The sequence below is a fragment of the Pseudoalteromonas sp. SA25 genome, assembly GCF_011378705.1.
Classification (GTDB): Bacteria; Pseudomonadota; Gammaproteobacteria; order Enterobacterales; family Alteromonadaceae; genus Pseudoalteromonas; species Pseudoalteromonas arctica.
Map to the genome: position 1 here is coordinate 39,299 of NZ_WTKV01000025.1, position 25,940 is coordinate 65,238.

The 25,940-nt window shown below is 38.8% G+C and carries 17 protein-coding genes and 1 pseudogene; 7 read left to right on the forward strand and 11 right to left on the reverse strand.

What is annotated here, in order from left to right:
- Positions 1 to 365: 365 nt before the first annotated feature.
- Entirely contained in the window at positions 366 to 3,344 is a 2,979-nt protein-coding gene (locus GQR45_RS17750; protein ID WP_165726626.1) for a DUF3857 domain-containing transglutaminase family protein, read from the reverse strand.
- A gap of 499 nt (positions 3,345 to 3,843) precedes the next feature.
- Between GQR45_RS17750 and GQR45_RS17755 the strand changes: the two genes are divergently transcribed.
- The 7 genes from GQR45_RS17755 to fusA all read left to right on the forward strand — a co-directional run bounded on the left by GQR45_RS17755 (position 3,844) and on the right by fusA (position 12,738).
- Positions 3,844 to 5,085 (forward strand): porin, encoded by a 1,242-nt coding sequence (locus GQR45_RS17755; RefSeq protein ID WP_024589482.1) that lies wholly within the window; start codon positions 3,844 to 3,846, stop codon positions 5,083 to 5,085.
- An 11-nt stretch (positions 5,086 to 5,096) separates the two neighbouring features.
- Positions 5,097 to 6,068, forward strand: coding sequence for a tripartite tricarboxylate transporter substrate-binding protein (locus tag GQR45_RS17760; protein WP_008136527.1), 972 nt, complete (start codon positions 5,097 to 5,099; stop codon positions 6,066 to 6,068).
- A gap of 13 nt (positions 6,069 to 6,081) precedes the next feature.
- Positions 6,082 to 6,549, forward strand: coding sequence for a tripartite tricarboxylate transporter TctB family protein (locus GQR45_RS17765; protein WP_165726627.1), 468 nt, complete (start codon positions 6,082 to 6,084; stop codon positions 6,547 to 6,549).
- Between the two features lie 3 nt (positions 6,550 to 6,552).
- Positions 6,553 to 8,073 (forward strand): tripartite tricarboxylate transporter permease, encoded by a 1,521-nt coding sequence (locus tag GQR45_RS17770; protein WP_008136529.1) that lies wholly within the window; start codon positions 6,553 to 6,555, stop codon positions 8,071 to 8,073.
- Positions 8,074 to 8,084: 11 nt separating this feature from the next.
- Positions 8,085 to 9,707: a sensor histidine kinase gene (locus tag GQR45_RS17775; protein ID WP_165726628.1), complete on the forward strand. Its 1,623-nt coding sequence runs from the start codon at positions 8,085 to 8,087 to the stop codon at positions 9,705 to 9,707.
- 14 nt (positions 9,708 to 9,721) lie between these two features.
- Entirely contained in the window at positions 9,722 to 10,447 is a 726-nt protein-coding gene (locus GQR45_RS17780) for a response regulator (RefSeq protein WP_024589479.1), read from the forward strand.
- A gap of 206 nt (positions 10,448 to 10,653) precedes the next feature.
- The gene (fusA, locus tag GQR45_RS17785) at positions 10,654 to 12,738 is read left to right on the forward strand and encodes an elongation factor G (RefSeq protein WP_010554859.1); all 2,085 of its coding nucleotides are present in this window, start codon (positions 10,654 to 10,656) and stop codon (positions 12,736 to 12,738) included.
- Positions 12,739 to 13,592: 854 nt separating this feature from the next.
- Here fusA and mdoH read toward each other — a convergent pair.
- The 10 genes and pseudogenes from mdoH to tatA all read right to left on the reverse strand — a co-directional run bounded on the left by mdoH (position 13,593) and on the right by tatA (position 25,882).
- Positions 13,593 to 15,554, reverse strand: a complete 1,962-nt coding sequence (gene mdoH, locus GQR45_RS17790; protein ID WP_165726629.1) for a glucans biosynthesis glucosyltransferase MdoH — start codon at positions 15,552 to 15,554, stop codon at positions 13,593 to 13,595.
- Positions 15,526 to 17,145, reverse strand: a complete 1,620-nt coding sequence (locus GQR45_RS17795; RefSeq protein WP_165726630.1) for a glucan biosynthesis protein G — start codon at positions 17,143 to 17,145, stop codon at positions 15,526 to 15,528. Before GQR45_RS17795 ends, mdoH begins: the two co-directional genes overlap by 29 nt.
- Before the next feature lie 329 nt (positions 17,146 to 17,474).
- Positions 17,475 to 20,207, reverse strand: a pseudogene (locus tag GQR45_RS17800) (ExeM/NucH family extracellular endonuclease).
- A 121-nt stretch (positions 20,208 to 20,328) separates the two neighbouring features.
- Positions 20,329 to 21,339 (reverse strand): porphobilinogen synthase, encoded by a 1,011-nt coding sequence (hemB, locus tag GQR45_RS17805; protein ID WP_007579839.1) that lies wholly within the window; start codon positions 21,337 to 21,339, stop codon positions 20,329 to 20,331.
- Positions 21,340 to 21,351: 12 nt separating this feature from the next.
- Positions 21,352 to 23,205 carry a diguanylate cyclase gene (locus GQR45_RS17810; RefSeq protein WP_165726631.1) on the reverse strand — a complete coding sequence of 618 codons (1,854 nt, stop codon included), beginning with the start codon at positions 23,203 to 23,205 and terminating at the stop codon, positions 21,352 to 21,354.
- On the reverse strand, positions 23,205 to 23,990 hold the full coding sequence (locus tag GQR45_RS17815; protein WP_165726632.1) for a TatD family hydrolase: 786 nt from the start codon (positions 23,988 to 23,990) through the stop codon (positions 23,205 to 23,207). The genes GQR45_RS17810 and GQR45_RS17815 overlap by 1 nt, the downstream gene beginning before the upstream one ends.
- Positions 23,990 to 24,505, reverse strand: coding sequence for a hypothetical protein (locus GQR45_RS17820; protein WP_165726633.1), 516 nt, complete (start codon positions 24,503 to 24,505; stop codon positions 23,990 to 23,992). Before GQR45_RS17820 ends, GQR45_RS17815 begins: the two co-directional genes overlap by 1 nt.
- 1 nt (position 24,506) lies before the next feature.
- The gene (gene tatC / locus GQR45_RS17825) at positions 24,507 to 25,247 is read right to left on the reverse strand and encodes a twin-arginine translocase subunit TatC (protein WP_024593819.1); all 741 of its coding nucleotides are present in this window, start codon (positions 25,245 to 25,247) and stop codon (positions 24,507 to 24,509) included.
- A 48-nt stretch (positions 25,248 to 25,295) separates the two neighbouring features.
- Positions 25,296 to 25,628 (reverse strand): Sec-independent protein translocase protein TatB, encoded by a 333-nt coding sequence (gene tatB / locus GQR45_RS17830; protein WP_024609389.1) that lies wholly within the window; start codon positions 25,626 to 25,628, stop codon positions 25,296 to 25,298.
- Positions 25,629 to 25,633: 5 nt separating this feature from the next.
- A complete protein-coding gene (tatA, locus tag GQR45_RS17835; protein WP_007579853.1) occupies positions 25,634 to 25,882 on the reverse strand; it encodes a Sec-independent protein translocase subunit TatA in 249 nt (82 codons plus the stop codon).
- Between the last annotated feature and the right edge of the window lie 58 nt (positions 25,883 to 25,940).

Genomic DNA, 25,940 nt, shown 5'->3' on the forward strand with positions numbered 1-25,940 from the left:
TCTAACTATCTGTCAACACCTAAATGCAAATAATTCTTATTATTGTGGCGCTTGTTTTTTATTCATATATAAATCGGCTAGTTAGCACTGCCATTTCATAAAAATGCTTATCTTGGCTGAAAAATTAAGAATAAAAAATAGATGTTTAATACTTATTGAATAATTTGATATGAATTTTTATTATAAAAGTATTGATCTTTCAAAGTTAAAATAAATTCAAGCTAGGAATGATTTTATCGCCTTCCAAGACAGCGACTGCTTTGATATCAAATAAAATAGTCTCTTATAAAATCTTAACCCCCAAAGATCAACAGCCTTTAATTAGTGGCTAAAAATATTCGTACTTAATTGGATATTTTAAGCCACTAACGCACTTTATTTGCTGTTATACGTAAATTAATCTGCTCCACTAGTACTTTATCCTGCTTGTTTAGACGCCCTACAATGAGCAAGAAATCACTACCGTCAGTTTTTATTACTTTAATGCTTGTGTTATCAAGTTTGGTTTTACCGTAGGTGGTTTCTATTTTTTCTATGTCTTTAAAGTGACTAAGATCCGATTCAAGCCTGCCGTCATCGTTTTTGTAGTAACTAAAAATATAGTTCTCGGTTATTCCGTTACCGTCTTCTCGGTAATCAAATACTGCATCGCTATAAAAATAAAGTATTTCTTCGTTTTCAGGTGTTAGGCGATTACGTTTTAAAAAGTGTACTTGGTAAGACCATAAACTATCGCCTTTTATAATTGCGGTATTGGGTAAAATATTTACTTCTTGAAGTACGCCTAAAAATAATAGAGGTGCAAACGCAAGCGAGATTAAATACTGTCTAATTCGCCAGTACGAGTTGTAATGTAGGGCTTCTTTACTTGTATCGGTTTGTTCAATGTAACTAACTAGAGGCAACCATAAAAATGGCATTATACAAATCACTATGGTTGCGTATTCGTCCATTCGATAAGCAAAGGCGCTGGCAAGTACCATTAGCCAGAGTGTTAAGGCAGTCCAGTTAGGCATTACTCTATTTTTGTTTAACTGTTGTTGGCTGTGCTCTGCAAGTGCGAGATACAAAGGGTAATACCATAAAAATGCAAATATACCTCGAGCAATAGGCATAATACTTGAGTTATCGCGCTCTTTAATGGCTTTAAAGTTACGATAACTCCAGTAGTTAACAAATATGCCTAAACTTAAAATACTGTAAATAATAAACTTACTTACAGATACTGCATAAAATGGACTATCTTCAAATTTCACTTTTTTTGCTGACTCTAATCGCCAATCGGCGAAAAAGAATATGAGTACTAAAATATAGCCAGCCAACACATATTTAAGCCAACTATAACCAAAGCTATCTAGCACATCAGCTGTTGTTTGAGGCGTTTCGGTCGTTTCCGCGTATTTTAGAATAGGGTAATGGGTTGCTGATATTAACTTTTTACGCTGTGCTAAATAATCATCTATTTGAGCGGCTTTAATATGATCTTGTTTTGCGTAATAGTCATAACTCAGTGTTAAAACGTTATCATTAAATTCAGTAGTTGTTTTTAGATTGAAGTAGTCGTTATCAATTTCTTGTTGATCGCTATCAAATCCCCAACCTTTTTCTGCAAAATGTAGTTTTATTGTGGTGTTAATTATATTGGGGTAGCCAAAGTAGAGTGGGTCGGTGCGATTTACCTGCTTTGGTTCGTAAACGCTATTTTGTATTTCATTCGCGTAAAAACTAGCTTCGTAGCCTTCGTCTGTTTTTTCCCAAAATTCACTAATTAAATACGATTCTTTGGTTATTAGTTTACCCGTTTGTTCTTGTTCACTAATAGTCATTGCTTCATTGATTGATAGACCATTTAAAAAGCCTTGGTAATACTCGAAATAAGATTTAGCAACGCTATTTAGACCACTGCTGGCTATACTGCTTCTTCGGTTAATAGCTTCAAATTCAGCATAAGTGTACTGGGTTTCAAAACGTGATGGCTCAGATACTTTTTCAGCAATAAAAAAGTTATCTTCTACAGATACATTTGTATGTACAGGTTTTTGCGCCATTGAAGTTAAAGTGGTTTCACCTTTATCAATAATTAGGGCATAGCCATAATCAGGCTGTGCTAAATATTCGAGAGTACCTCGTTGGTAGCTAACCGTAGGATCGAGCCAGTAGCGTTTTCCGTTTTGTTTAAGCGTAACAATTACGTGATTAAATACACTTGCAGAAGGTGGAAGTTCTTTTAAACGTTTGGTTTCCTCTGTATCAACTAGCGCAGGGAAGGCCTCTATATCCATCGCTTTTAATAACGAGATAAGCAGTACTGTTTTATCTTTGCAATCGCCATATCGTAGCGAAAGCGTTTCTGAAGCTGACGTTGGTTGATGCGAGTTAGTGCCCATTTCAAGCCCTAAATATCGAACTTCGTCTTGGCTAAAGCGCAGTGCTGCTGCAATTTTGTCTGATGTTTTTGTGTGTTTTGCTTTTATTTCTTCAGCTACATCCAAAATGCTGTTTGGGGTTTCTATGGCTGACTGATAAAGTGGATATGCCCAGTTAACTACCTGACCCCAATCGTCAAACTCAGAAAAGTAAACTTGTGTATATGGGTCGTACCACGTTGGGGTTTGAGAATTTTGCTCGAGTAAGGGTTCTTCAAAAAGAGTTATAGAATAATCTTTGCCATATTTGTTAAGCGTTTCTTGAATATCTGCTGTGCCGTTTATTGTATTAATATGTAAAGGCGTTTGTTTACCCCAAAGTACACGCATATTTTGTTGCACTACGGGTACCGACCAGTTTAGCGTGCGTCTTGTACTAAATTTATTAGCATATATAGGGTTGCTACCTGCCACTGTGTAGCTGTAATCGAGTATGTCGCCACTGCGCATATCATCAATAATAATATTGAGTGATAAGCTACCATTATAAATACGATCAGCTAATTCAGATTCACCTTGTATAACCGTCATTCTCGCGCTACCAAGCTTATCAATGCGCTCATTATTTCTAATAATCGTTAAGCTATTTAGTGTTAGCGACTCGTAACTTGGATCAAAATCAAGATTAAGCTGGCTTATATAATCAACACCACTTTGATTTAAAGCTTTCATAACCAAACGCGTATAGCGTTGCTGTTTTTGTCTGCTCGGTATATAGGATTGGTTATCGAGTAACAAATAAAGTGTGCCGTCACGTACCTTGGTTATGTCGGAATGCTTGGGTTGCTCAATAATATGTGTATTAACCCAATTAGCTGGTTTATCTATTTTATATTGCTGCGCAAAAATACTATGAGAGAAAATTAATAAGGTAAGTGCAATTAGCCAAGAGCTGAGTCGAAGGAAGTTCCATTTCATTGTAGGGTCTTATAGTTGTTTTTATAAATACTATTGAGGGAATAATGTACCAAATTTAGGCTTTTTTGACAATGAGATGTTAACAAATTCACTGTTGAGCAGTTAATTAATAGTATATAAATAAACTGCTATGGTAAGTGCGAAACGCTTAACCCCCCTCAAATGTTCCTAAAATGATTTTCTAGTTGTATTGCTAAATCATAATTAGCTAAGCCTACTTTATTGTGGGCTTTATTAGAGCTGCAAAAATCCTATCTATTTATTCGTACGGTAATCATTCAAACCTTTAAAAGTGTTTATAAATCAAAATATAACAGTAACTGTTTTTGCTCTTTTTGTTCATGAACTTTATGAGCAAAAAGCATATAACGATCATCAATGCACCTTACCTTCTAAATATTTAGTTAATTTCACGTTAACAATAAGCTGCGAGTTAGATAGCAGTTTGTCGTCGCTTATCTACCTGACAATAAATACATACACAAGCGTGGAGAAAATAATGAAAGCAAGTAACACACAACTCGCTTTGGCAGTTGCTGCAGCATTAGCAAGTACATCCGTTTTAGCCGATAACGATACGCAAAAACTACAAGAGCAATTAGATGCGTTACAAAAAGAAGTAAGTGCATTAAAAACAACCAGTGGTTTTAATTTAGAGTTTGGTGGACGGGTTCAGCTCGACTACAACTATTTTGATGGTGCTTACAATGCTGATAACGAGGGCTCTGGCGGGAGCAATTTTTTCCCTCGTCGTATTCGTACTTACGTTGAAAGTGAGCACGGAAATTGGGATCACAAGTTGTTACTCGAGTTTGCCGAAGGCACTGCTGAAATAGTGATGGCGCGTGTTCGTTATGCGTTTGATAACGGACTTAAAGTTAAAGCAGGTAAAATTCGCGAAGATATATCGCTAAATGCATTAACCAGTTCAAAGCACATTAATACAATTGAGCGTAGTTCGCTTGCCAATACTTTCTCCCCATTTTTTCGTTGGGGCGCTTCTGCCTATCAATATTTTAAAGACTCTGGCTTTCGTTACGCGATAGGCGTTTATAAAAATGATGCATTTGGTGCAACAGGTAGCGATGAAAACGACAAGCTTACTCTTGCTATTACTGGGCGTGCTACATGGTCGAGTGCATCACCTGGCGATGTAATTCATTTAGGCGTGTGGCATTCATATCGCGATATGGGTGGCAATGAATTAGGCGCACGTTTTGCGCGTGGTGAAGTGCGCGAGACTAATACTCGCCTTGTTGATTATGCTGCTGGTGGTGTAACAAGCCCACTTGATAGTTTATCGCAAACCGGTCTTGAGTTTGCTTATCAGGCGGATTCTTTAACACTTGAGGCTGAATATGCAAGCCGCTCACTTGATGCCGCTAATAGTGCTGATTTTTTAGATGGCGAGCGCTTTGATGGTTTTCATGTATCGGCAAGTTACTTTTTAGGTGGAGAACAGCGCCAATACAAAGCGAGCTCTGCATTATTTGTACAACCTAAAAATATTAAAGATGCATGGGAGTTGGTGGCACGTGTTTCAGAAGTAGATGCTACAAGTAGCTTACAAGGCACAAAAGCGACAACTTATACATTAGGTACATCTTATTACGTAAGTAGTGATATTAAGTTTATGGGTAATCTAATTTACAGCGATGTAGAAGGTGCCGGTACTACTGCGCTGGTTGGCGACGAAGACTCTGGTATGGGCTTTAGTGCACGTATGCAGTATTTATTTTAAAGGGACACACAATGAAATTATTTAAATCATTACAAACGACCATACTTGCAGCATCGTTAGTACTTAGCAGCCCAATGGCAATGGCCGACACTCACTTTTTAATCCCTGGCGGACCTGGTGGTGGTTGGGATACAACAGCCCGTGGTATAGGCGAAGGTTTAGTTAAGTCAGGCATTGAAAATAATGCATCTTTTCAAAATATGTCTGGTGGTGGAGGCGGTCGTGCTATTGCGTATTTAATTGAGTCGGGCACTAAAAAGGGCGATATTTTAATGGTTAACTCAACGCCTATCGTATTGCGCGCGTTAAGTGGCCGAATTCCTTATAGCTATCGCGATTTAACACCTGTAGCCAGTATGATTGCAGATTATGGCGCGTTTGTAGTGCGTAACGATTCTCCATTTAAAACTTGGGAGGATGTTATTAAATCAATAAAAGAAGATCCAAGTTCGGTAAAAGTAGCGGGCGGTTCTGCTCGCGGCAGTATGGATCACTTAGTGGCGGCTCAAGCAGTTAAAGCTGCGGGTATAGATGGTCGACGCCTACGTTATATTCCTTACGATGCAGGCGGTAAAGCTAAGGCTGGGTTGCTTTCAGGCGAAGTGAATTTACTTTCTACTGGCTTAAGTGAAGCGCTTGAAGTAGCTAACGGTGGTCAAGCACGTATTTTAGCGGTTACATCGGGTGAGCCCTTACCTGATTACCCAAAAATACCCACACTTAAGTCACTAGGTTACGATATGGAATTTGTTAATTGGCGTGGTCTTTTTGCTGCGCCTAATTTACCCGCTGAAAAGTTAGCACAGTACACAAAAAAACTACGTGAGTTGCAAAGTACACCTGAGTGGGAAGCTGTACGAGCTCGTAACGGTTGGCTAAATCTTTTTCAAGAAAAAGATGAGTTTATTAAGTCACTAGAAGCACAAGAAGTGCAGCTTAGAGCTGTAATGGAAGAGCTTGGCTTTATCCGCACATTGCCGTAATCGAGGTTTTAAAATGACGAATCGAGAATTAATAGGGCCAAGTTTATTCTTGGCGCTATTTACTTTATACGCTGTGGTTGCATGGCAAATTCCGCTACTACCGTTTGAAGAATACGAAACGGTTACCTCAGCGACACTTCCTAAAGTATATGCCGGGTTTGGTATTGTGGTGTGCTTACTTTCTATTGGTTCAACATTGCTTAAACCAAGAGAGAAAACTAATACTGATGATGTTCTTGAAAAGTCACACGTACTGCGCACCTTTGGTTTATTAATATTAATGGTAATTTATAGCGCGGCACTGGAGCCAATTGGTTTTTTAATTTCTACTAGTGCGTTTTTGCTTGCGGGCTTTTTTGTGATGGGCGAAAGACGTAAGGGAATTTTGCTATTTGCATCGATACCGGTTGCGGTGTTTTTTTGGTTTTTGATGACTCAAGTATTAGGTATTTACTTGGTTCCGGGCGATTTGTGGAGTTAAGTTATGTTTGATGGAATTATGCTTGGTTTGTCGACCGTGCTCGACTTTAATAATTTAATGTACGTTATAGCTGGCTGCTTGGTAGGTACTTTTATAGGTATGTTACCAGGATTGGGGCCAATTACCGCAATTGCCTTGATGATCCCAATTACTTACAGCATTGGCGCCGATTCGGGCATGATTTTAATGGCGGGTGTTTATTACGGCGCTATTTTTGGTGGCTCTACGTCATCTATTTTAATTAATGCGCCAGGCGTGGCGGGTACGGTAGCTTCCTCCTTTGATGGCTACCCGCTTGCTAAACAAGGGCACGCAGGTAAAGCATTGGCAATTGCTGCTTATTCCTCCTTTATAGGCGGAACGATTGGCGCCATATTATTAATGGTAGCTGCGCCTTTATTAGCAAAAGTGTCATTGAGTTTTCAATCCCCTGATTATGTTGTGCTGATGTTTTTAGGCCTAACAGCTATTGCAGCATTTTCAAATAAAGGGCAATTTTTAAAAGCAATGATGATGACTGTGTTTGGCTTGATGCTAGCAACGGTTGGAATTGATCCATCATCAGGTACTGACCGATTTACCTTCGGGCAACCTGATTTACTCGATGGAATAAGCTTTTTACTGGTTGCTATGGCAACATTTGCATTAGCCGAGGCGCTTGTAAATGTTGTAAAACCAGAGAAAAAAGATGCTAAAAACATTAATGACTCAGACACACCGCAAATAGGTTCAACCAAGTTAAGTAAAGCCGAGATTAAAGAGATAGCACCAGTGATTGGTCGCTCGTCTATTTTAGGTTTTATAGTGGGGGTGTTACCGGGTGCTGGTGCAACTATTGCAAGCTTTATGGCTTATGCAACAGAGCGAAATTTAGCGCCAAAAGGTTTGAAAGAAAAGTTTGGTAAAGGCTCATTACGTGGTTTAGCTGCGCCAGAGTCGGCAAATAATGCGGCGTGTACAGGATCGTTTGTTCCACTGTTAACGCTTGGTATTCCGGGCTCAGGTACTACGGCAATTATGCTAGGTGCTTTGATTGCTTACGGCATTCAACCAGGTCCAATGCTTATGCAAGAAAACCCAAGTGTATTTTGGGCGGTTATTGTAAGTATGTACTTTGGTAATATTGTACTGCTTATTTTAAATTTGCCGCTTATTCCTTACTTTGCAAAAGTATTAGCAATGCCTAAGTCGGTACTCACCGTGATGATATTGTTCTTTAGCTTAATTGGTGTTTACTTAGTGTCCTTCAATACCTTCGACTTATTTATGATGGTAGGATTTGCGGTGGTTGCGCTAGTATTGCGATTACTGTCATTTCCTATGGCACCATTATTATTAGGTTTTATATTAGGAGATATGATTGAGCGAAACTTCCGTCGTTCAATGATGATTTCTGATGGCTCATTAAGCTTTTTATGGGATCGTCCGCTAACATTGAGCATATTTGTAATTTCAATTTTAGTGCTGTTGTTTCCGTTAAAAGATTATTTAATGCAACGCCGTGCAGACAAAGTAAATGCATAATTGAGAATGAAATGAAAAACACCAACAAGCTAAATCCATTGCAAAACATGGCCATAAAACCTAAGCGATTAGAAACACGATTAATTATTTGGGTAACAGGATTGTGTGTATTGCAGGCTTTATTATTTGGCGCGTTGGTGTATCAACTTACAGCGCAAAGCTTACATAACCATATTGGTGATAAAGCATTAGCTGTAGCAAGCAGTATTGCCACACGTGCTGATGTAATTAATGCACTGAAAATACCTAGTGACTTAACCGCTATTAATATGCAAATTGAAGATTTACGACAGCTTGTAGGTGCTGATTTTATTGTTGTTGGCGATGAAAATGCGCTTCGTATTGTGCATCCAGATGAAGATAAAATTGGCAAAAAAATGGTCGGAGGCGATAGCCAAGCTGCATTAAAAGGTGAGCGCTATATTTCGGTGGCCCATGGTAGCTTAGGTGAATCAATTCGTGGCAAAGTGCCGGTGTACGCAGGTAATAATGAAATAGTAGGCGTTGTATCGGTTGGTTTTTTAGTACAATCAATCGATCCGCTTATTCTCTCTCGCAGTAGTGAAATTTTAATATGGGGCTTAATACTTGTAGGTTTAAGTATACTGGCGGCTATTTATATTGGACAGCGTGTCAGAAATGCTATTTTTGGCCTGCAGCCAGATGAAATTGCACGTTTGTTTTCAGAACAAGATGCAATTTTAAATACGGTACGCAGCGGTATTATTGCACTCGACCCGGACGGAAAAGTACGAAAACTCAATCAACGCGCCTGCGAAATATTAGATAAACCAACTTCAATTATTAATCAGAACCTCAGCTTAAACGATTTATTACCTGAACATGCAGAATTTTTATTGCGTAATCAGCGACGTAAAATAGTGGGTTTTGAATTATTTGCCGCCGATAAACGCCTTATTTTATCGAGATTTTCTTTGCAAGTGCAAGGGCAGGCGGATGGTATTTTACTGAGTATGCGCCCCTCTGATGAACTTGAGTATTTAAGCCAACAACTTACTAAAGTTCAGGCTTTTGCAGAGCTTTTAAGGGTACAAACTCATGACTATTCTAATAAGCTCAACTTAATTGGTGCGTTAGTGCAAATGGGCAAAAACGAACAAGCTATAGAAATAATAGGGCAAGAAAGCCAGGGCTCTCAGGCACAAATTCATAACTTGTTAGAGCGCATACAAGACCCTGTGCTTGCTGGTTTGTTGGTGGGTAAATATCATAAAGCAAGAGAATTAAATGTTGCGCTTGAGCTTAACCCCGACAGCCTACTTGGTGTTATTGCACGTAAAGATATGCTCGAGCGAGTTGTATCTATTTTAGGTAACCTTATAGATAATGCGATTGAGGCTGCTATTAGGTCATCGAACTCTCGCCCTGCAAAAGTACGGGTAACCGTTGATGAAACCAGCCAAACTCTCTTATTTGATGTAGAAGATACAGGCTTTGGGTTAGGTTCAGACCATGATGTTATTTTTACCCCTCAGTACAGCTCTAAATCAGGAGCAGAGCATGGTATTGGTTTATATTTAGTAAAAACAAATTTAGACTCATGCGGTGGCACGTTAGAAATTGGTGAGTCAGACCTACTTGGTGCAAGACTAAGTGTTTACATTCCAAAATAATAAGAGCATTAAACATGACGTATTCAGTAGTAATAATTGAAGACGAAGTAGAGGTAGCACAGCTATTAGCGCAGTACTTGTTATTACCAAATGGTGTCGCAGGTAGTCAAACGCCAAAGCAAAGTTTAAGGCAAGCACAGTATCAGGTAGTGGGCATTGCAGGTAATTTAAGCACGGCAACAGCCTTACTGCATGCAATTGAACCCGATTTGATTTTACTCGATATACATTTACCTGATGGTAACGGACTTGATTTATTGACCGACTTACGACGTCGAACGATTAAAAGTGAGGTTATGCTGCTCACTGCTGCAAAAGAGGTCGAAACCCTTGAAAAAGCAATGCAGTTAGGTGCATGCGACTTTTTAGTAAAACCATTAATGTTAAACCGACTTGATCAAGCACTCGCACGTTTTGAATCACGTCAACAATGTTTTTCTGATGCAAGTGAAGTAACGCAGTCAATGGTTGATACGTTATTTGGTTCAAAGCAGCAAACCAACACGTCTGTTCGTTTACCAAAAGGGGTCGATCAACTTACCCTGCAAAAAATACATGATGCTTTTGTAGAGCACGCAACCACTGCATTTACCGCTCAGCAAATGGGCGATTTGGTTGGTGTTAGTCGCTCTACAGCACGCCGTTACTTGGAGTATTTACTTGAATCAGGTAAGTTAACAGCGGATCAAAGTTATGGCAGTATTGGCCGCCCTGAACGTTGCTATAAAATAGCGAAGTAACTTTGTGTACCTGATGCTAAAACATTAAATGCTATTTATTTCAGTGCCTTACGTTTTTTTTGTTATGTTTGATATTTAATAGATACTGACGATAAAAAAAATATGTTGAATTGATTGCATTTTAAGCGGCTTGTATGGTGATGTTCGCTTTAAGTGATGTTATACTCCTGCGGAATAATTTATCGACTTTATTAAGAGCAAAATTAATGGCAGATTTATCGAAGTACAGAAACATTGGTATTTTCGCGCACGTTGATGCGGGTAAGACCACGACTACTGAGCGTATCCTAAAGCTTACTGGTCAAATCCATAAAACTGGTGAGGTTCATGATGGTGAATCTACTACTGACTTCATGGAACAAGAAGCTGAGCGCGGTATTACTATTCAGTCTGCGGCTGTAAGCTGTTTCTGGAAAGATCACCGCTTTAACGTTATCGATACTCCTGGACACGTTGACTTCACAGTTGAAGTTTACCGTTCACTTAAAGTACTAGATGGCGGCATCGGTGTGTTCTGTGGTTCTGGTGGTGTTGAACCACAATCAGAAACTAACTGGCGTTATGCTAATGATTCAGAAGTTGCACGTATTATCTTCGTAAATAAATTAGACCGTATGGGTGCTGATTTTTACCGTGTAACTGAGCAAGTACGTAAAGTACTTGGCGCAACTCCACTAATCATGACTTTACCAATTGGTATTGAAGATGAGTTTGTTGGTGTTGTAGATGTTTTAACTAAAAAAGCATACGTTTGGGATGACACTGGTCTTCCTGAAAACTACGAAATCACAGACATTCCTGCAGACATGGTAGATAAAACTGACGAGTATTATGAAATGCTTGTTGAAACTGCCCTTGAGCAAGACGATGCACTACTTGAAGCTTACATGGAAGGTGAAGCACCTTCTTTAGAAGACATCAAACGTTGTATCCGTAAAGGTACTCGTGACCTTGCTTTCTTCCCAACATACTGTGGTTCTGCGTTTAAGAACAAAGGTATGCAGCTTATTCTTGACGCTGTTGTTGATTACTTACCATGTCCTACAGAAGTTGATCCTCAACCTCTTATGGATGAAGAAGGTAACGAAAATGGCGAGTTCGCAGTAGTATCTACTGACGAACCTTTCAAAGCGTTAGCATTCAAAATAATGGATGACCGTTTTGGTGCATTAACATTCGTACGTATTTACTCAGGTAAACTAAACAAGGGTGACACTATCCTTAACTCGTTTACTGGTAAAACTGAGCGTGTTGGCCGTATGGTTGAGATGCAAGCAGATGATCGTAACGAATTAACTAGCGCGCAAGCTGGTGACATCATTGCTATCGTAGGTATGAAAAACGTGCAAACTGGTCACACTCTATGTGATCCTAAGCACCCAGTAACACTTGAGCCAATGGTATTCCCAACTCCAGTAATCTCGATTGCTGTACAGCCTAAAGATAAAGGCGGTAATGAGAAAATGGGTGTTGCTATCGGTAAAATGGTTGCAGAAGATCCATCTTTCCAAGTTGAGACTGATGAAGATTCAGGCGAGACTATCCTTAAAGGTATGGGTGAGCTTCACTTAGATATCAAAGTAGATATTCTTAAGCGTACTTACGGCGTAGACCTTATTGTTGGTCAACCACAAGTTGCTTACCGTGAAACTATCACTAAAGAAATTGAAGATAGCTACACGCATAAGAAACAATCTGGTGGTTCTGGTCAGTTCGGTAAAATCGACTACCGCATCAAGCCAGGCGAAGTTGCTTCAGGTTTCACGTTTAAATCATCAGTTGTTGGTGGTAACGTACCTAAAGAATTCTGGCCTGCAGTTGAGAAAGGCTTCAAGTCAATGATGGGTACTGGTGTTCTAGCTGGCTTCCCTGTACTTGACGTTGAAATTGAACTTTTCGACGGTGGTTTCCATGCCGTGGATTCATCTGCAATCGCGTTCGAAATCGCTGCTAAAGGCGCTTTCCGTCAATCGATCCCTAAAGCGGGCGCACAACTTCTTGAGCCAATCATGAATGTTGACGTGTTCACTCCAGAAGATCACGTTGGTGACGTAATCGGTGACCTTAACCGTCGTCGTGGCATGATGAAAGACCAAGAAGCTGGTTTAACAGGCAGCCGTATTAAAGCTGACGTACCGTTATCAGAAATGTTCGGTTACATCGGTACACTACGTACAATGACATCTGGTCGTGGTCAGTTCTCTATGGAGTTCTCACACTACGCTGCATGTCCGCAAAACGTTGCTGATACAGTAATCGCTGCAGAAAAAGAGAAAAAAGCTGCTAAGTAATTAGCTCTTTAACTCTTTAAAAAAACCCGCACATGTTGCGGGTTTTTTATTGCCTATAATTTGGTTTTATTTTTTTAGTTGTTTATAACTACTTTTTATTATTAATTAGTCCTATGTTACTAATTAATAAAAAGGTACTAGAGAGCAATTTATTTACCTCAATTACTTAATTGGTTGGTTTATAAGAGGTTAATTGTAAAGTAAATGTAACTGTATGAATTTTAAGAACTTCTATTGATGCATCTATATACGTAATGTAGAATACTAGCACTTTTAGACTAGAGCTCTAAAGTCAGATAAGGAAGTCTCCGCAGCAGAGACGTTTGCTATTAATTCTATATAAGACGTAACAATCATGAAATCTATTAAATTAGCACCAAACTGGTGGCTACAATTTACAAAATGCGTTTTAGCATTCAGCTTAATATTTTTAATTCATATTATATTTTCTGTGAACCTAAAAATTGTTTTTCTCACTGTAATGCCAGCTCTACTGATTATTACTACTTTTAATATTCTTCATCTTCGTTTTTTACATTGTTATAAAGCAGGCATTTGTTATACGCGTTTATGCACAAAGCGTTATATCAATAGCGAGGAAATTAGTTGCGTATCATTTAGTTCGTTTTTTCTTTTCACCATTTTTAAGGTGGAGTTAGATAATGGTAAAACGTTCCATTTTTATAACTGGCAACTTGATGATGAAACGCAATCAGCTATTTCTAAAATGTACTGCAATAAGTTAGCTAACAAAATTGAAAATATTAGCGATAAATGCAATGCTTGATCTTTAATTTAGATAGCAAAAAGGAGCGATTAATCGCTCCTTTTTTGTTTTTGTATTTTATAACGCGCTAATTAAACTTTTTTATAGCCTTAGCTTTTAGCGCTTTCATCTTTAGCCTGCGTGGCTTCTTAAAAGACTGGATAGGCATTGTTACCAACTGCTCTTGTGGTAGTGCCGGTATTGTTTGTGGATAAGCACCTTCCTTTGGTACCGAAATTTCTTTTAGATGTATTTTAAGTGCTTCTAGAGTTGAGTCGTTATCAACTTCACTAGGGCAAATAAATATACCTAACTTTCTTAGTTGTACACCGAGTTTAATGCTACTGGTATAACGGATAATCGGAGCGCCTAATACTAAGCCCAGCAATATAGGTGATAACCACCAAAAGAATACTGGCGTGAAGTAGTAAGCCGTACAACCCCATGCAATAGCCACAATAGTTGAGAATAACGTATAACCAAACGCCTCTTTCCACGGAACCATACGACCTTCGCGCGGTTGTGCATCCCACTTCACTTTTTTACCTAAAAACACACAAAGTACAAAGTAAGCATGAAATACCATCATTAATGGGGCAACAATAATAGCGAATACGGTTTCAATGATTGAACCTAGTATGAGCTTAAATGAACCACCAAAGCGTTTGTTTCTATGTATTAAGGTTACTATTATGCCCATTAGTTTAGGCATTAATAAAATAACAATAGTTAAATACAAGAGTGAATCAATCAGATCGGTTTTAGCTATTTGCCATGTAGGGAATAATTGATAAACACGGTTAAAGTACACATCACTATTTAATGCGCGCGTTACTGCATCAATAGTACTTAGCGCTAGCATTGAGAGCCAAATTAGTGATGAAATATAGGCTGTGGCACCGAGTAAAAAGTGTAGCTTACTCATTAATTTTAATTTTGATGATGATAGTAAACCTAAGTGCTGAATATTACCTTGCACCCAGCGTCTATCGCGTACAGCGTAGTCTAGAATGTTACTTGGTACTTCTTCATAGCTACCTTCAATATCTGATAGCAACAATACATCCCAACCAGCACTGTGAAGTAGTGAAGCTTCTACAAAGTCATGACTTAAAATTTCGCCGCCAAAAGGTGCATTACCTTTTAGTGTTGGCAAGCCACAGCACGTTATAAATGCTTCAACTCTAATGATTGCATTATGACCCCAGTAGTTGGCTTTATCAGTTTGCCAAAAAGCTGAGCCAGTAGCGAGCATTGGGCTATATAGCACTGACGCAAACTGTAAAAAGCGGCCAAAAAAGGTATCTTGACGAACAGGGATCGGAATAGTTTGGATCAGGCCTGCTTGTGGGTTGTTGAGCATACTTGTAGTAAGCTCTAGCATACATTTCCCGGTCATTACGCTATCTGCATCAAGCACAATCATATGGTCGTACTGGCTGCCCCAGCGCTCACAAAAGTCGGTTAGGTTACCTACTTTACGGTGTTTGTTATCTTCGCGACGACGATAAAAAACGTTTTTAGCCGTATCACCTAAACGTTCACACAATGCATGCCATGCACTTAGCTCGTTTTTAGCTATTTCTGGGTCTTGCGTGTCGCTTAATAAGTAAAAATCAAAGTTTGCAAGTTGACCTGTTTCTTTTAACGATTGCAGACTAACTTCAAAGCCCGCGATAACACGGTGGGTGTCTTCGTTGTAAATAGGCATTACAACGGCGGTTTTTTGGGCGTTAATTGCCTCACTATTGAACTCAATTGGTTTAATACGCTTTAGCGTAAGTGGGTCAATTCGTAATAGCTGTAATACAAAGCCGATTGTTCCACTACAAAATGCCGTTACAATCCAGGCAAAAGTGATTGAGAATAATACTAAAAGAGCATACTCAAGTAATGTCATACCGTTTGAGCTTAAAATCTCAAACATAATAGATATGCCGTAGCCAGATGTGCCAAGCGCTGCAATAGCAAATAGCCAAACTCTTAATGTTTTGAATGGCATTGGAGTGCCCTTACCTTTATTACTTGATGTCATTTGGGTACCAAACATAACTCCATACCTCGCTAATTTCTTTATCACGTAGTTTTAACGATAAACGCATATCAACGGGTTGATCGTCCTGTGGTGCAATTTTAAAGGCTACACGCCATCCTCGTGAATCAGGCAGTTTTTGTACATTCACGTCGGTTACTTCGCCTGTTGTAAGTTGAATGTCGGCATCTAGCTTTAACTGTTCAGAGAGTTGATTTATTTCTGACCCAGTAAAATCAACAGTAAATTGGCGATGGCTTTTTGGTGGAGGGTTGTCCTCACCAGGTAAAGCAGCACTACCGATTCTTGTGCGCAGTACTCTCGCTTTTTCGTGCTGAGTTAAAGCTGCATTAAAGGTCGTCATTTTGTAGCTTAGCTTTAACGAATCACCGGCTTTCATTGGCTTTTCTGGTACCCAGTAACTGACGATATTGTCGTTAGTTTCTGTGTCAGTAGGTATCTCTACAAGCTCTACACGGCCATTTCCCCATTCACCTTGTGGTTCAATCCATAGACTAGGGCGGTTGTGGTAATGTGCTTCTGTGTCCAGATAGTTATTAAAATCTCGATCTCGTTGAGCTAACCCAAAACCTTTTGGATTATTGTATGAAAACGAAGTTACACTTAGCTGTGAAGGGTTGTTAAGAGGGCGCCATACCCATTTATCATCAGCAGATTGAGTTAATAGGCCATCCGAGTCATGAACTTCAGGGCGATAGTCATCAAAAAATTTGGTACTGTTTTCACCGTGGTAAAACATACTCGTTAATGGAGCTACGCCGAGCTTTTTAATGTCTTTACGTGCAAATATCTGCATATCAACATCAACTAGCATATTAGTTGTAGGGTCAACACTAAACTTGTATGCACCCGATATAGATGGGCTATCTAATAATGCAAAAATGGTAATTTGTGTTTGGTCGGCCTTTGGTTTAACTAACCAAAACTCTTTGAACATTGGAAATTCTTCACCTGAATTTTCTGCAGTATCAATGGCAAGGCCTCTAGCTGATAATCCATAAACTTGCTGAGGGCCAACAACTCTAAAATACGATGCTCCCTGAAATACCATTACTTCGTCTTTATACTCGTTAGTATTTAACGGGTAATGTAAGCGAAATCCAGCATGGCCTAGTTGAGTATCCGCAACACTTTTAGCTATTTCTTCTTGTAGTGGTGCAGCAGTGCCATCGTATTGGTAAAAGTCAGTACTGAAAGGTAAGCGACTGCGTTTAGAGTCGCTATCAACGGTATTTATTGTCACAGGTGTTTTATATAAAAAACCAGGATGGAATAATTGCAGCTCGTACAGGCCTTCATCTTTCCATACTGCTTTGTCTTTTTTAAATCGAATTGAACGGTAATCTTGATAATCAATATTGTTAAGTGCTTCAAGCTCAATGTTTTTAGGCGCCACGTATTCTTCGCTTGCTAACTTTTTAGCGCGGGCGCTAATTACGTCAAATAAGCTACTTTGTGGGATTGCTACATCAACGGTTGCAGCAATCGCTTGGTTGCTATTGCCCCAAGTCGAAAAAATAATAAGTAGACCCAGTAGTGGTGCTGACTTCTTTTGCCATTTAGGCAGATTTTGGGTTAGTTGTTTCATTCTCATTCCTTTATAAAAACACGACTTATTTTTACGTTTAGGGTAAATATTGATTTTATTTTGTAAGTATCTTCTAAATAACTTAGAGCAAAATTTAAACCTAAATAAAAGTTCATATTTTTCAATAGGTAATATTTATATACATAATTCACTGAGGTTTTTTTGTGTAAAATTCACTCAAATGTATGTAGTTGTTACTGATTAATTACTAGAAGATTCACAGATCGTCTGAACATATTACGGGGGGTTTAATGAAGCTTGTCTGAATTACATTTGTATAAAATAAAAAAGCCGCAAGAGCGGCTTTTAAATGTTTAGATTTAACTTAGTTATTTCTTTTTAAATCGACGCACTATTGATAGTGGTGCTAAAAGAAGTGATAACCATAATAATGAACCTGCATCATTATTATCATCTGAGCGTAAGTTATTTACTTTCACGGCTACTTTTTCAACGTTAGATAAGTTACCCACGCTATCCTGAGCTTGCACTGTTAAAGTAATACGATTTTCAAATTCGTAATCAATCTCTCCAGCAACAATTAGCTGCCCCTGATTGTTAATAGAAACGCTGTCATTATCAGATGTAATAAATTTAACAACTGGTGATTCATCGGCATTTGGATCACTAAAATCGAGTGTGCCGATAATTGTTCCAATTGCGCTGTTTTCATCGACTGCAAAAACTTGATCAGCTTTAATAACTGGCGTTTGCTCTTCAGGTGTTAAAGTGATTTCAGATTTAATATCAATAATTACAGGGTCGTGATCTGATGCGCGGTATGCACTTTCAGAGTACAAACTAGATTGTTGACCTTCGCTTTTAAACTCTACATTGTAATCAAGAGAAATAGGTTCATCTGCGTTGATGTGCCAATCTGTTGCTGCGACAATTTTGCTAAATAGTGATTGGGTAGCTACTGCATGATCTAAACTACCAGCGCGACCAGAAAAGCTGTAAGAATAACCAAGCGTATCACCATCAATTTCTGCAACTACATTTTTGTAGCCTTTATCAGCAAATGCACGTATAGGATCTTCCATTGCGTAAGCATTCATATCGCCGACTAAAATAGTATCTTCGTCGTCAACACCGGTTGGTTTGCTATCAAGCCAATTTGCGAATGCATTAGCACCTTCTGTGCGTATTTCATTCCAACAGCCTTGTCCATCACCTGAATCTGCATTGTTTCCAGAAGCACTACCACAGCTTTTAGATTTAAGGTGTGACACAGCAACAGTAAATACTTCATCAGTTTCTAATGATTTAAAGCTTTGTGCAATTGGAGCACGGTTACTAAAATCAAATGGAGCCTCAGTCGTAATAGCAGCAGTACCTACTTCTTCTACTTTGTTAGCACGATAGATAAGTGCGGTAGTAATTGCATCGGTACCAATTTGATCTACGTTAAAATCAACAAATGCATAGTTGTTAGCACTATCAGCGTCATTTAATGCATCTACTAAGCTTGCAATTGCACTAAATTCGCCAAAACCATCATTTTCAATTTCCATTAAACCAACAACATCGGCCTGGATAGCGCTAATGGCACTTACAATTTTAGCTTCTTGGCGAGTAAATTCAGCTTCTGAATCTGCACCTCGGGCTGTAGGGAACCCTCCGCCTTGGCCATCACCATTAAAGTAATTAAGTACGTTAAAGCTAGCTACACGTAAATCTGCTTCAGCATTAAGTTCAGGCGCATTTTTACGTGCATTTGTTGCAATAAACGAAGGTGCTACCGTTGGGTGGATTCTGTAAAGGCTAAAGCTATAAGCAAGTGCCCCCGTAACCGTATTAACTGTATCGCCAGTACGTAATGTATTTTCTGCTGATAAGCCTGGAGTTGGGTAGGCTGTAGGGTCTAAGTTTTGTACTGTAGAGCCATCATCTAGTAAAATCTTTTTAAGTAGATTTTCAGTTTCAACTGCATTAGCTGCATCTCCAGGTAATGCAACTTGGGTACCTTGATACAAGCGTTCTGTTGCTAATTCAACTTCACCATATCGACCAAGGCCAAAGTTATTAGTTACTACTAATGGTTGTTCTAATGTAACTAACATACCTTCAAAAGCTTCTAAATCAGTTGTATCAGCTAAAGGTAAAGTGATTTTTGTAGCTGCTGCAGCTAAACCAGTGCCACATATGGCAACTTGGCTAACACTGCCGATTTGTGTTGCATCAAAATATTCTTCTACAGTACCTTGTACACGTACATGGTCGCCTACGTTTACGTCAATATCTGCAAAATAAACAAATACACCTTCAGAGGTGAGAGGATTTGCATCTATGTCAGCAGCAAGTGAGCTAACAAAAAAGCCTTTTAATTGATCATCATCTTGGAAGTCTGCGGTTACAATCCCCTCAAACTCTACTAAAGTATCAACAAGCGGGCTTGCAGAGCTATCGCCTTGTATAGCGTTAATTAGTACTTTTTCTGCGCCACAAACAAGTGGTTCAAGTGGTTCTGGTTCTGGAATTGGTTCAGGTGTTGTTCCACCATTACCTGCATGTGAACCTAAACCATCAAAGTCATCTTGGTCAAACTGTACCCATTCTTCACTCGGGTTAAACTTTGCGTCAGGTGTTGTTCTACCTGCGGTAATACTATCTTTTCTACGAAGTGTTTTATTTTGTGTTTGTACTGCGCCCTCAGACCAAAACGAACCGGGATCTACACCGCGCTGGCCAAAGCTATCGACTACAGTGCTACCTTGCATTAGAACTAACGCATCATCACCATTAAAGTTAGCAACACCATGTTCTAAATCGGCTTTTTCTTTTAGTGCATCATTTGAACTTGAATTAACAACAACAAAGGTACTGTTAGCTGCCAAAGTACCAGACAAATCAAGAGTTGATTGAATTGTAGTTTTGCCATTTACATACAAACTTAGTGAGTACTGATCAAGAGTTAGTGGAGATGACGAGTTATTATAAAGCTCAATTGCTTTATTATTACTGCTTCTTTAAACATATTCAGAAATGATTAGATCAGCGGATGCTGGTGCGCTAAGACTTGCTATAACAAGTGCGGGAGGTGTTATTTTTGTTTTAAACATTTTTATTATCCCCGTGTATTAAATCCCAAAATGGGACACTAGTTTAGAGAATAAATGTGACTAAATAATACAAAAGTGTAAATGCATGTAAAAAGGCGGTTTGACCGCCTTGTTATAAAATTTACTTTTTAGCGAGGTATTGTGCGGCTTGCTTTGCAAAATAGGTTAAAATACCATCAGCTCCAGCACGCTTAAATGCAAGTAAAGACTCCATTATAGTCGCTTCCTCACTTAACCAACCATTATCAATTGCCGCCTTGTGCATTGCATACTCACCGCTTACCTGATATGCGAAAGTAGGTACACCAAACTCGTCTTTAACACGGCGTACAATATCTAAATAAGGCATGCCAGGCTTAACCATGACCATATCAGCGCCTTCTTGTAAGTCTAATGCGACTTCACGTATTGCTTCATCAGAGTTTGCTGGGTCCATTTGGTAGGTTTTTTTATCGGCACCTTTTAAGTTCCCAGCAGAACCTATTGCGTCTCTAAATGGGCCATAGTAGCTAGATGCATATTTAGCTGAGTAGGCCATAATACGGGTATGCACAAACCCATCAGCTTCAAGTGCTTCACGAATTGCAGCAATACGGCCATCCATCATGTCCGAAGGGGCAATTACATCAGCGCCCGCTTCTGCATGCGAGAGTGCTTGTTTAACTAAAATTTCGGTGGTTACGTCGTTTATTACATAGCCTGTGTCATCAATAATGCCGTCTTGACCGTGCGTCGTGAATGGATCAAGTGCACCATCAGTAATTACACCCAACTCAGGAAAGGCTTCTTTTAAAGCGCGAACAGTGCGTTGTACTAAGCCATCGTCATTATATGCTTCTTCGGCAAATAGTGATTTTTTGTCCGCAGGGGTTACCGGAAAAATAGCAACGGCAGGTACGCCAAGCTCAACAAGTTCTTTTGCCTCAAGTAATAGTAAATCTATCGATAGACGTTCAATACCAGGCATTGATTCAATTGCTTCGCGACGATTTTTACCTTCTAGTACAAATACAGGGTAAATTAAATCGTTTACGCTAAGTTGGTTTTCGGCCATTAAGCGGCGAGAAAAGTCGCTGCGGCGCATTCTGCGCATGCGAGTATACGGGAAAAGGTCTAATCCTGATTGGGCCATATTAATATGCTCCTACTGTGGTAATGGAAAAGTGATTACTTGATTACGGCCATGTTGCTTTGCGTAATAAAGTGCTTTGTCGGCGCACTCAGTAAAAATTTGAGGGTTGCTAACATCATCAGCAATGATGGTGTATACACCAGCGCTAATTGTAAATTGAATATCATTATTGGCAACCGTTACTGTACTGGCTGAGATAGCTGCTCGTATTTTTTCAGCTATGTCTTGTGCACCTTCGCTGGGGGTATTAGGTAATAGCACTACAAACTCTTCACCGCCATAACGAGCAACTTCATCGAGTGGTCGCTTTAAATTATCTTTTATAAGGTCAGATACAGCTTTAATAACTTGATCGCCAATTATGTGTCCGTATGTATCGTTAATGCTTTTGAATCGGTCTATATCAAGCATAACAATACTAAGCGGTGTTTGTTCTCGGCGAGACCGACGAATCTCCATTATTAGCTTTTTATCAAAAAAGCGTCTGTTTTTTATTCCGGTTAAAGCGTCTTCGGTATTGAGTAACTCAAGTGAACGGTTTTTTTCTTCAAGTTCTCTGAGTGTAACTTGTAATTCAAAGGTGCGTTCGTCGACTTGTGATTCGAGTTCTTGGCGTGTTTTTTCTTGTAACTTTAAGCGCTCTTTAAGTAGTGTATCTTGAGCTGCATTTTCAGCAATCAAGGTTTGCTGAGCAATTACTTCTTCATCACGTTGCAAAATAAATAACTTCATTACACTGTAGCATAGACAAAATGTGCAGCTAAAAAAGCATGTAAATACAAATGCTAATGTACTTCTGTCAAAGGCGTATAGCCCTATTACTGCAACAATAAAATAAAGCATCACCACCAAGAAAAAAACTAATACGAGCAGTAGCGCTTTATTAGGTTTAGAAGGTGATAAACGTATGCACATAAGTGTAGTTGCAATATAAAAGCTTAAAACGATTGGGATAGTAGTTAAGCAAAATAGTGTCACTATATGGTTTGGAAATAGCCAAATAAACAATAACGAGATACCTAATGCGTTAACTATCACTTTTTGAACCGTTAGTAAAAAAGAGGGCTTTGGATGGCAAATTTGCTTTTGTAAAGGCAAAAACATTAAAGCAATAAGCATAAGTAATATAGGGATCATAACTTGCTGTAACGCTGGCAAATTAGGGTGAATATATTTTAGGCCAAAGCCACAAATGTAGGCTAATAAACTACCTAATGTGAGAGTAATTAAACCAGCATAAACAAAATAACGTTTACGTGAAAAACTATATAAAACTAAGCAACTCACACCTAAAGAAAATATAAAACCAATCAATAAGCCATAGAGTAAATTAAGTTTACCTTTATGTGCCAAATAAGCTTCTGGTTGCCACAGCGTTAAAGGGACTCGCAAGCCGGAGCTATTCGTCACTCTCATAATAATAATGGTTTCGCTATTTGCAGGGCTAATTAGTTTAACTAATAAAGATTCACTCTTAATCGCACGTTTATCAAGGGGGTACGCATCGCCAATTTGGGCGTGAGAAATTAATTGCGAGTTATGTAACTGATATACTTGAACGTCGTTTAGCAGAGGGTTGTTTAGTGACAACAGTTGTTCGGTATTATAACTCAGCGTGTTTTTTATTTTAAATTTCATCCATACAGAACGCTGCTCAAGACCTAGGTTAAGAGGTTTACCTGTGTTTTTTTGCCACTGTATATGGCTACTTTGTTGTGCATCTAATAGCGAAGTTGGTTCAAAAGAGTAATGCAGGTTATTAATGTTTTGGGAGTTAAAATCATGTTTTATTATTACAGGGCTTGCGAAAGAGCAAAAAGTGCAAAGAAGCATCAATAGACTTAGTAATGCTTTTGTGCACGCCATTAGAAGCTCTTTAAACCAAAAACATTGTAAAAGTTTTCTGTAGTTTTACGGGCCACAACTTCTTCATCTATTTGATAAAGTTGCGCAACTGTTTGGCAAATATAAGGAAGCAGAGCGGGTTCATTTTTACGCGATTTAGGTTTTGGCTTAACTGTTAGTGGAATTAAAAATGGTGCATCAGTTTCTATTAATAATCGATCTAGAGGAATACTAGGCACTAGTTGTTGTAAATCTTTACCACGCCTTTCATCACATACCCAACCCGTTATACCAATATACAGACCTAAATCTAAATATTGCTTTAGAGCTGCTGAGTTACCCGTAAAGCAGTGGAGTACACCGCGAATATTAAACTCTTTTAAAATACTTAGCATGTCGTCACTTGCATCACGTTCATGTAAGTAAACAGGTAAATCTAATTTTTCGGCAAGTGCTAGGTGGCGTCTAAAAACACTACGCTGTACATCGCGAGGTGAAAAGTCACGGTTATAATCAAGGCCGCATTCACCAATTGCTATGACTTGCTTATTGTTAGCAAGTGCAGTTAATTGTGCTTCTAATTCATTCGTCGCCGATTTAGCATCATGTGGGTGGACACCCGCCGTAGAATATTGAAGATGTTTTATCGCAAGTTCAAGTGATTGCTGACTACTCGCAATATCACAACCTATAATAAGCATATTTGTAACACCGGCTTCGCTTGCACGGCTAATTACATCATAATGCTGGTCATCAAATTGATGATTAGTTAAGTTAACTCCAGCATCAATTAACGTATATGACATTACTTAGTACGTTTAACGCGAATAGAGCGGTTTTTACCGTCTTGTTTCAGTAAAAAGGAGTTGAATGCACCACGGCTGATTACAATTGTATCGTTTTCTTTTAAACGCATGCTGTCAGAGCCAATTTGACGCCATTGTTGGCCGTTATCTAGCGAAATAATTAACTCGCCATAAGCTGCTTCTTTCACTGAAGTAACCATAGCTTTAATTTCAGTCTCTTTTTCTACCTGTGATTCTTTGTGCTCTAAGCCAAAATTGTCAGCTTTTGCCTTTGCTTGAATTGGTGCAGCAGCTACGACTTGAGGTACATTGTTAGCCGTTGGTGGAGTGAGCGTTTTTGTTATTGTTGGCTTTGTTAGTGATTTACCAGCAATTGTATTGTCATAGCAAAGTAATCGGTTAAAGTCATTTTCAATAAAGCTACATGCTTGCAGGGCCTGAGTATTAAATTCAGTTTGCGCAGCAAAAGTTGGCGCACTTAATAAAACCAATAGTGAGAGTAGTTGTTTTTTCATTTTATTCCTCAGATTCTTTTTGTGGTTTGGCGGTATAAAATTTTGCTAAAATTAAACCTAGTTCAAACAAAAGAAGCATCGGAAATGCTAATAATGTTTGTGATAAAACATCAGGCGGTGTTAAAAACATTGCCACTACAAATACACCCACCACGATATAAGGGCGCTTTTCTTTTAAGCTTTTTGTTGTTGTTGCGCCACTCCAGCATAGCAGCATAATAGCTACTGGAATTTCGAAAGCGACACCGAATGCAAAAAATAGTTTTAATACGAATCCTAAATAGCTAGCGATATCGGGTGCTAGAGTCATCATTTCGGGACCTGTACTTGTAAAAAAACCTAATATAATTGGTAGTACTGCAAAGTAGCAAAAAGCGATACCCCCATAAAACAAGACAACGCTTGAGATTAGTATAGGTATTAGCATTTTTTTTTCATTTTGGTACAAGCCAGGAGCTATAAACCCCCAAATTTGATGAAGTATCCATGGAGTAGATAATAAAGCCGCAACAAAAAAAGTAAGCATCATAGGGACTATAAAAGGGTCACTCACATTTATAGCTATCATGGTCGCGCCATTAGGTAAATGAACCACTAATGGTGCCGCTATAAGTTCGTAAATATTATCTTTAAAATAAAACAGCGCGATAAAAAATAATAAAATGCTCAATAGCGCTTTTATCAGTCGATCACGTAACTCAATTAAATGAGATACAAACCCCGATTTTACTTCCTCAACCATTATTTTTTATACCATGTAGTAAGTTGACCACAAAGTGAGAGATAAATTTCACTTTTTTTCATCAAGTTGTTGGCTATTTGATGTATCAGGTTGTGTTTTTTTGTAGCTGTGAGTAACTGACTCAGCCGCTTTTTGTAGCTCCGTTAATGAACTTTGTAGCTCAGGGCTTAAGTCTTTTAGTTCTTGTTGTTCTGCTTTTTTAAGGTTTTCGTGAAGTTCATGAATACGCAGTTCTTCACTTACTTCGGCTTTTACTGAGTTGGCAAGTGATTTAGCGGTTTTAACCCATTTACTCACTGTTCTAATAGCAACAGGTAAGCGCTCAGGGCCGAGCACCACTAAGCCAACAATAAAAACAACAACAAGTTCCCACATTCCCATACTAATTAAACCTTATTGCTATCTTTGTTTTTTTCAGTATTGGTTGAGTCGTCAACGGTGCTTTTTTCTGATTGTTGAATTTGCTCTGATTTTTCTTGCTCACTCGCTGTGTCGTCCGACATTGCTTTTTTGAAGCCTTTAACAGCGCCTCCAATATCACCTCCCATACCGCGTAGTTTTTTTGTGCCGAAAAGTAAAACTATGATCGCTAAAACAATTAATAATTGCCAAATACTAATACCACCAAAACCCATGGTTTTCTCCAATATATAAAACGGTTAAATGTATATTTTAAATACTAATTATACGCCC

Bases quoted from the DNA above. Each gene is read 5' to 3' on its own strand.
- GQR45_RS17750 (WP_165726626.1), bottom strand. From the start codon at position 3,344: ATGAAATGGAACTTCCTTCGACTCAGCTCTTGGCTAATTGCACTTACC.
- GQR45_RS17755 (WP_024589482.1), top strand. From the start codon at position 3,844: ATGAAAGCAAGTAACACACAACTCGCTTTGGCAGTTGCTGCAGCATTA.
- GQR45_RS17760 (WP_008136527.1), top strand. From the start codon at position 5,097: ATGAAATTATTTAAATCATTACAAACGACCATACTTGCAGCATCGTTA.
- GQR45_RS17765 (WP_165726627.1), top strand. From the start codon at position 6,082: ATGACGAATCGAGAATTAATAGGGCCAAGTTTATTCTTGGCGCTATTT.
- GQR45_RS17770 (WP_008136529.1), top strand. From the start codon at position 6,553: ATGTTTGATGGAATTATGCTTGGTTTGTCGACCGTGCTCGACTTTAAT.
- GQR45_RS17775 (WP_165726628.1), top strand. From the start codon at position 8,085: ATGAAAAACACCAACAAGCTAAATCCATTGCAAAACATGGCCATAAAA.
- GQR45_RS17780 (WP_024589479.1), top strand. From the start codon at position 9,722: ATGACGTATTCAGTAGTAATAATTGAAGACGAAGTAGAGGTAGCACAG.
- fusA (WP_010554859.1), top strand. From the start codon at position 10,654: ATGGCAGATTTATCGAAGTACAGAAACATTGGTATTTTCGCGCACGTT.
- mdoH (WP_165726629.1), bottom strand. From the start codon at position 15,554: ATGTTTGGTACCCAAATGACATCAAGTAATAAAGGTAAGGGCACTCCA.
- GQR45_RS17795 (WP_165726630.1), bottom strand. From the start codon at position 17,145: ATGAAACAACTAACCCAAAATCTGCCTAAATGGCAAAAGAAGTCAGCA.
- hemB (WP_007579839.1), bottom strand. From the start codon at position 21,339: ATGGCCCAATCAGGATTAGACCTTTTCCCGTATACTCGCATGCGCAGA.
- GQR45_RS17810 (WP_165726631.1), bottom strand. From the start codon at position 23,205: ATGGCGTGCACAAAAGCATTACTAAGTCTATTGATGCTTCTTTGCACT.
- GQR45_RS17815 (WP_165726632.1), bottom strand. From the start codon at position 23,990: ATGTCATATACGTTAATTGATGCTGGAGTTAACTTAACTAATCATCAA.
- GQR45_RS17820 (WP_165726633.1), bottom strand. From the start codon at position 24,505: ATGAAAAAACAACTACTCTCACTATTGGTTTTATTAAGTGCGCCAACT.
- tatC (WP_024593819.1), bottom strand. From the start codon at position 25,247: ATGGTTGAGGAAGTAAAATCGGGGTTTGTATCTCATTTAATTGAGTTA.
- tatB (WP_024609389.1), bottom strand. From the start codon at position 25,628: ATGGGAATGTGGGAACTTGTTGTTGTTTTTATTGTTGGCTTAGTGGTG.
- tatA (WP_007579853.1), bottom strand. From the start codon at position 25,882: ATGGGTTTTGGTGGTATTAGTATTTGGCAATTATTAATTGTTTTAGCG.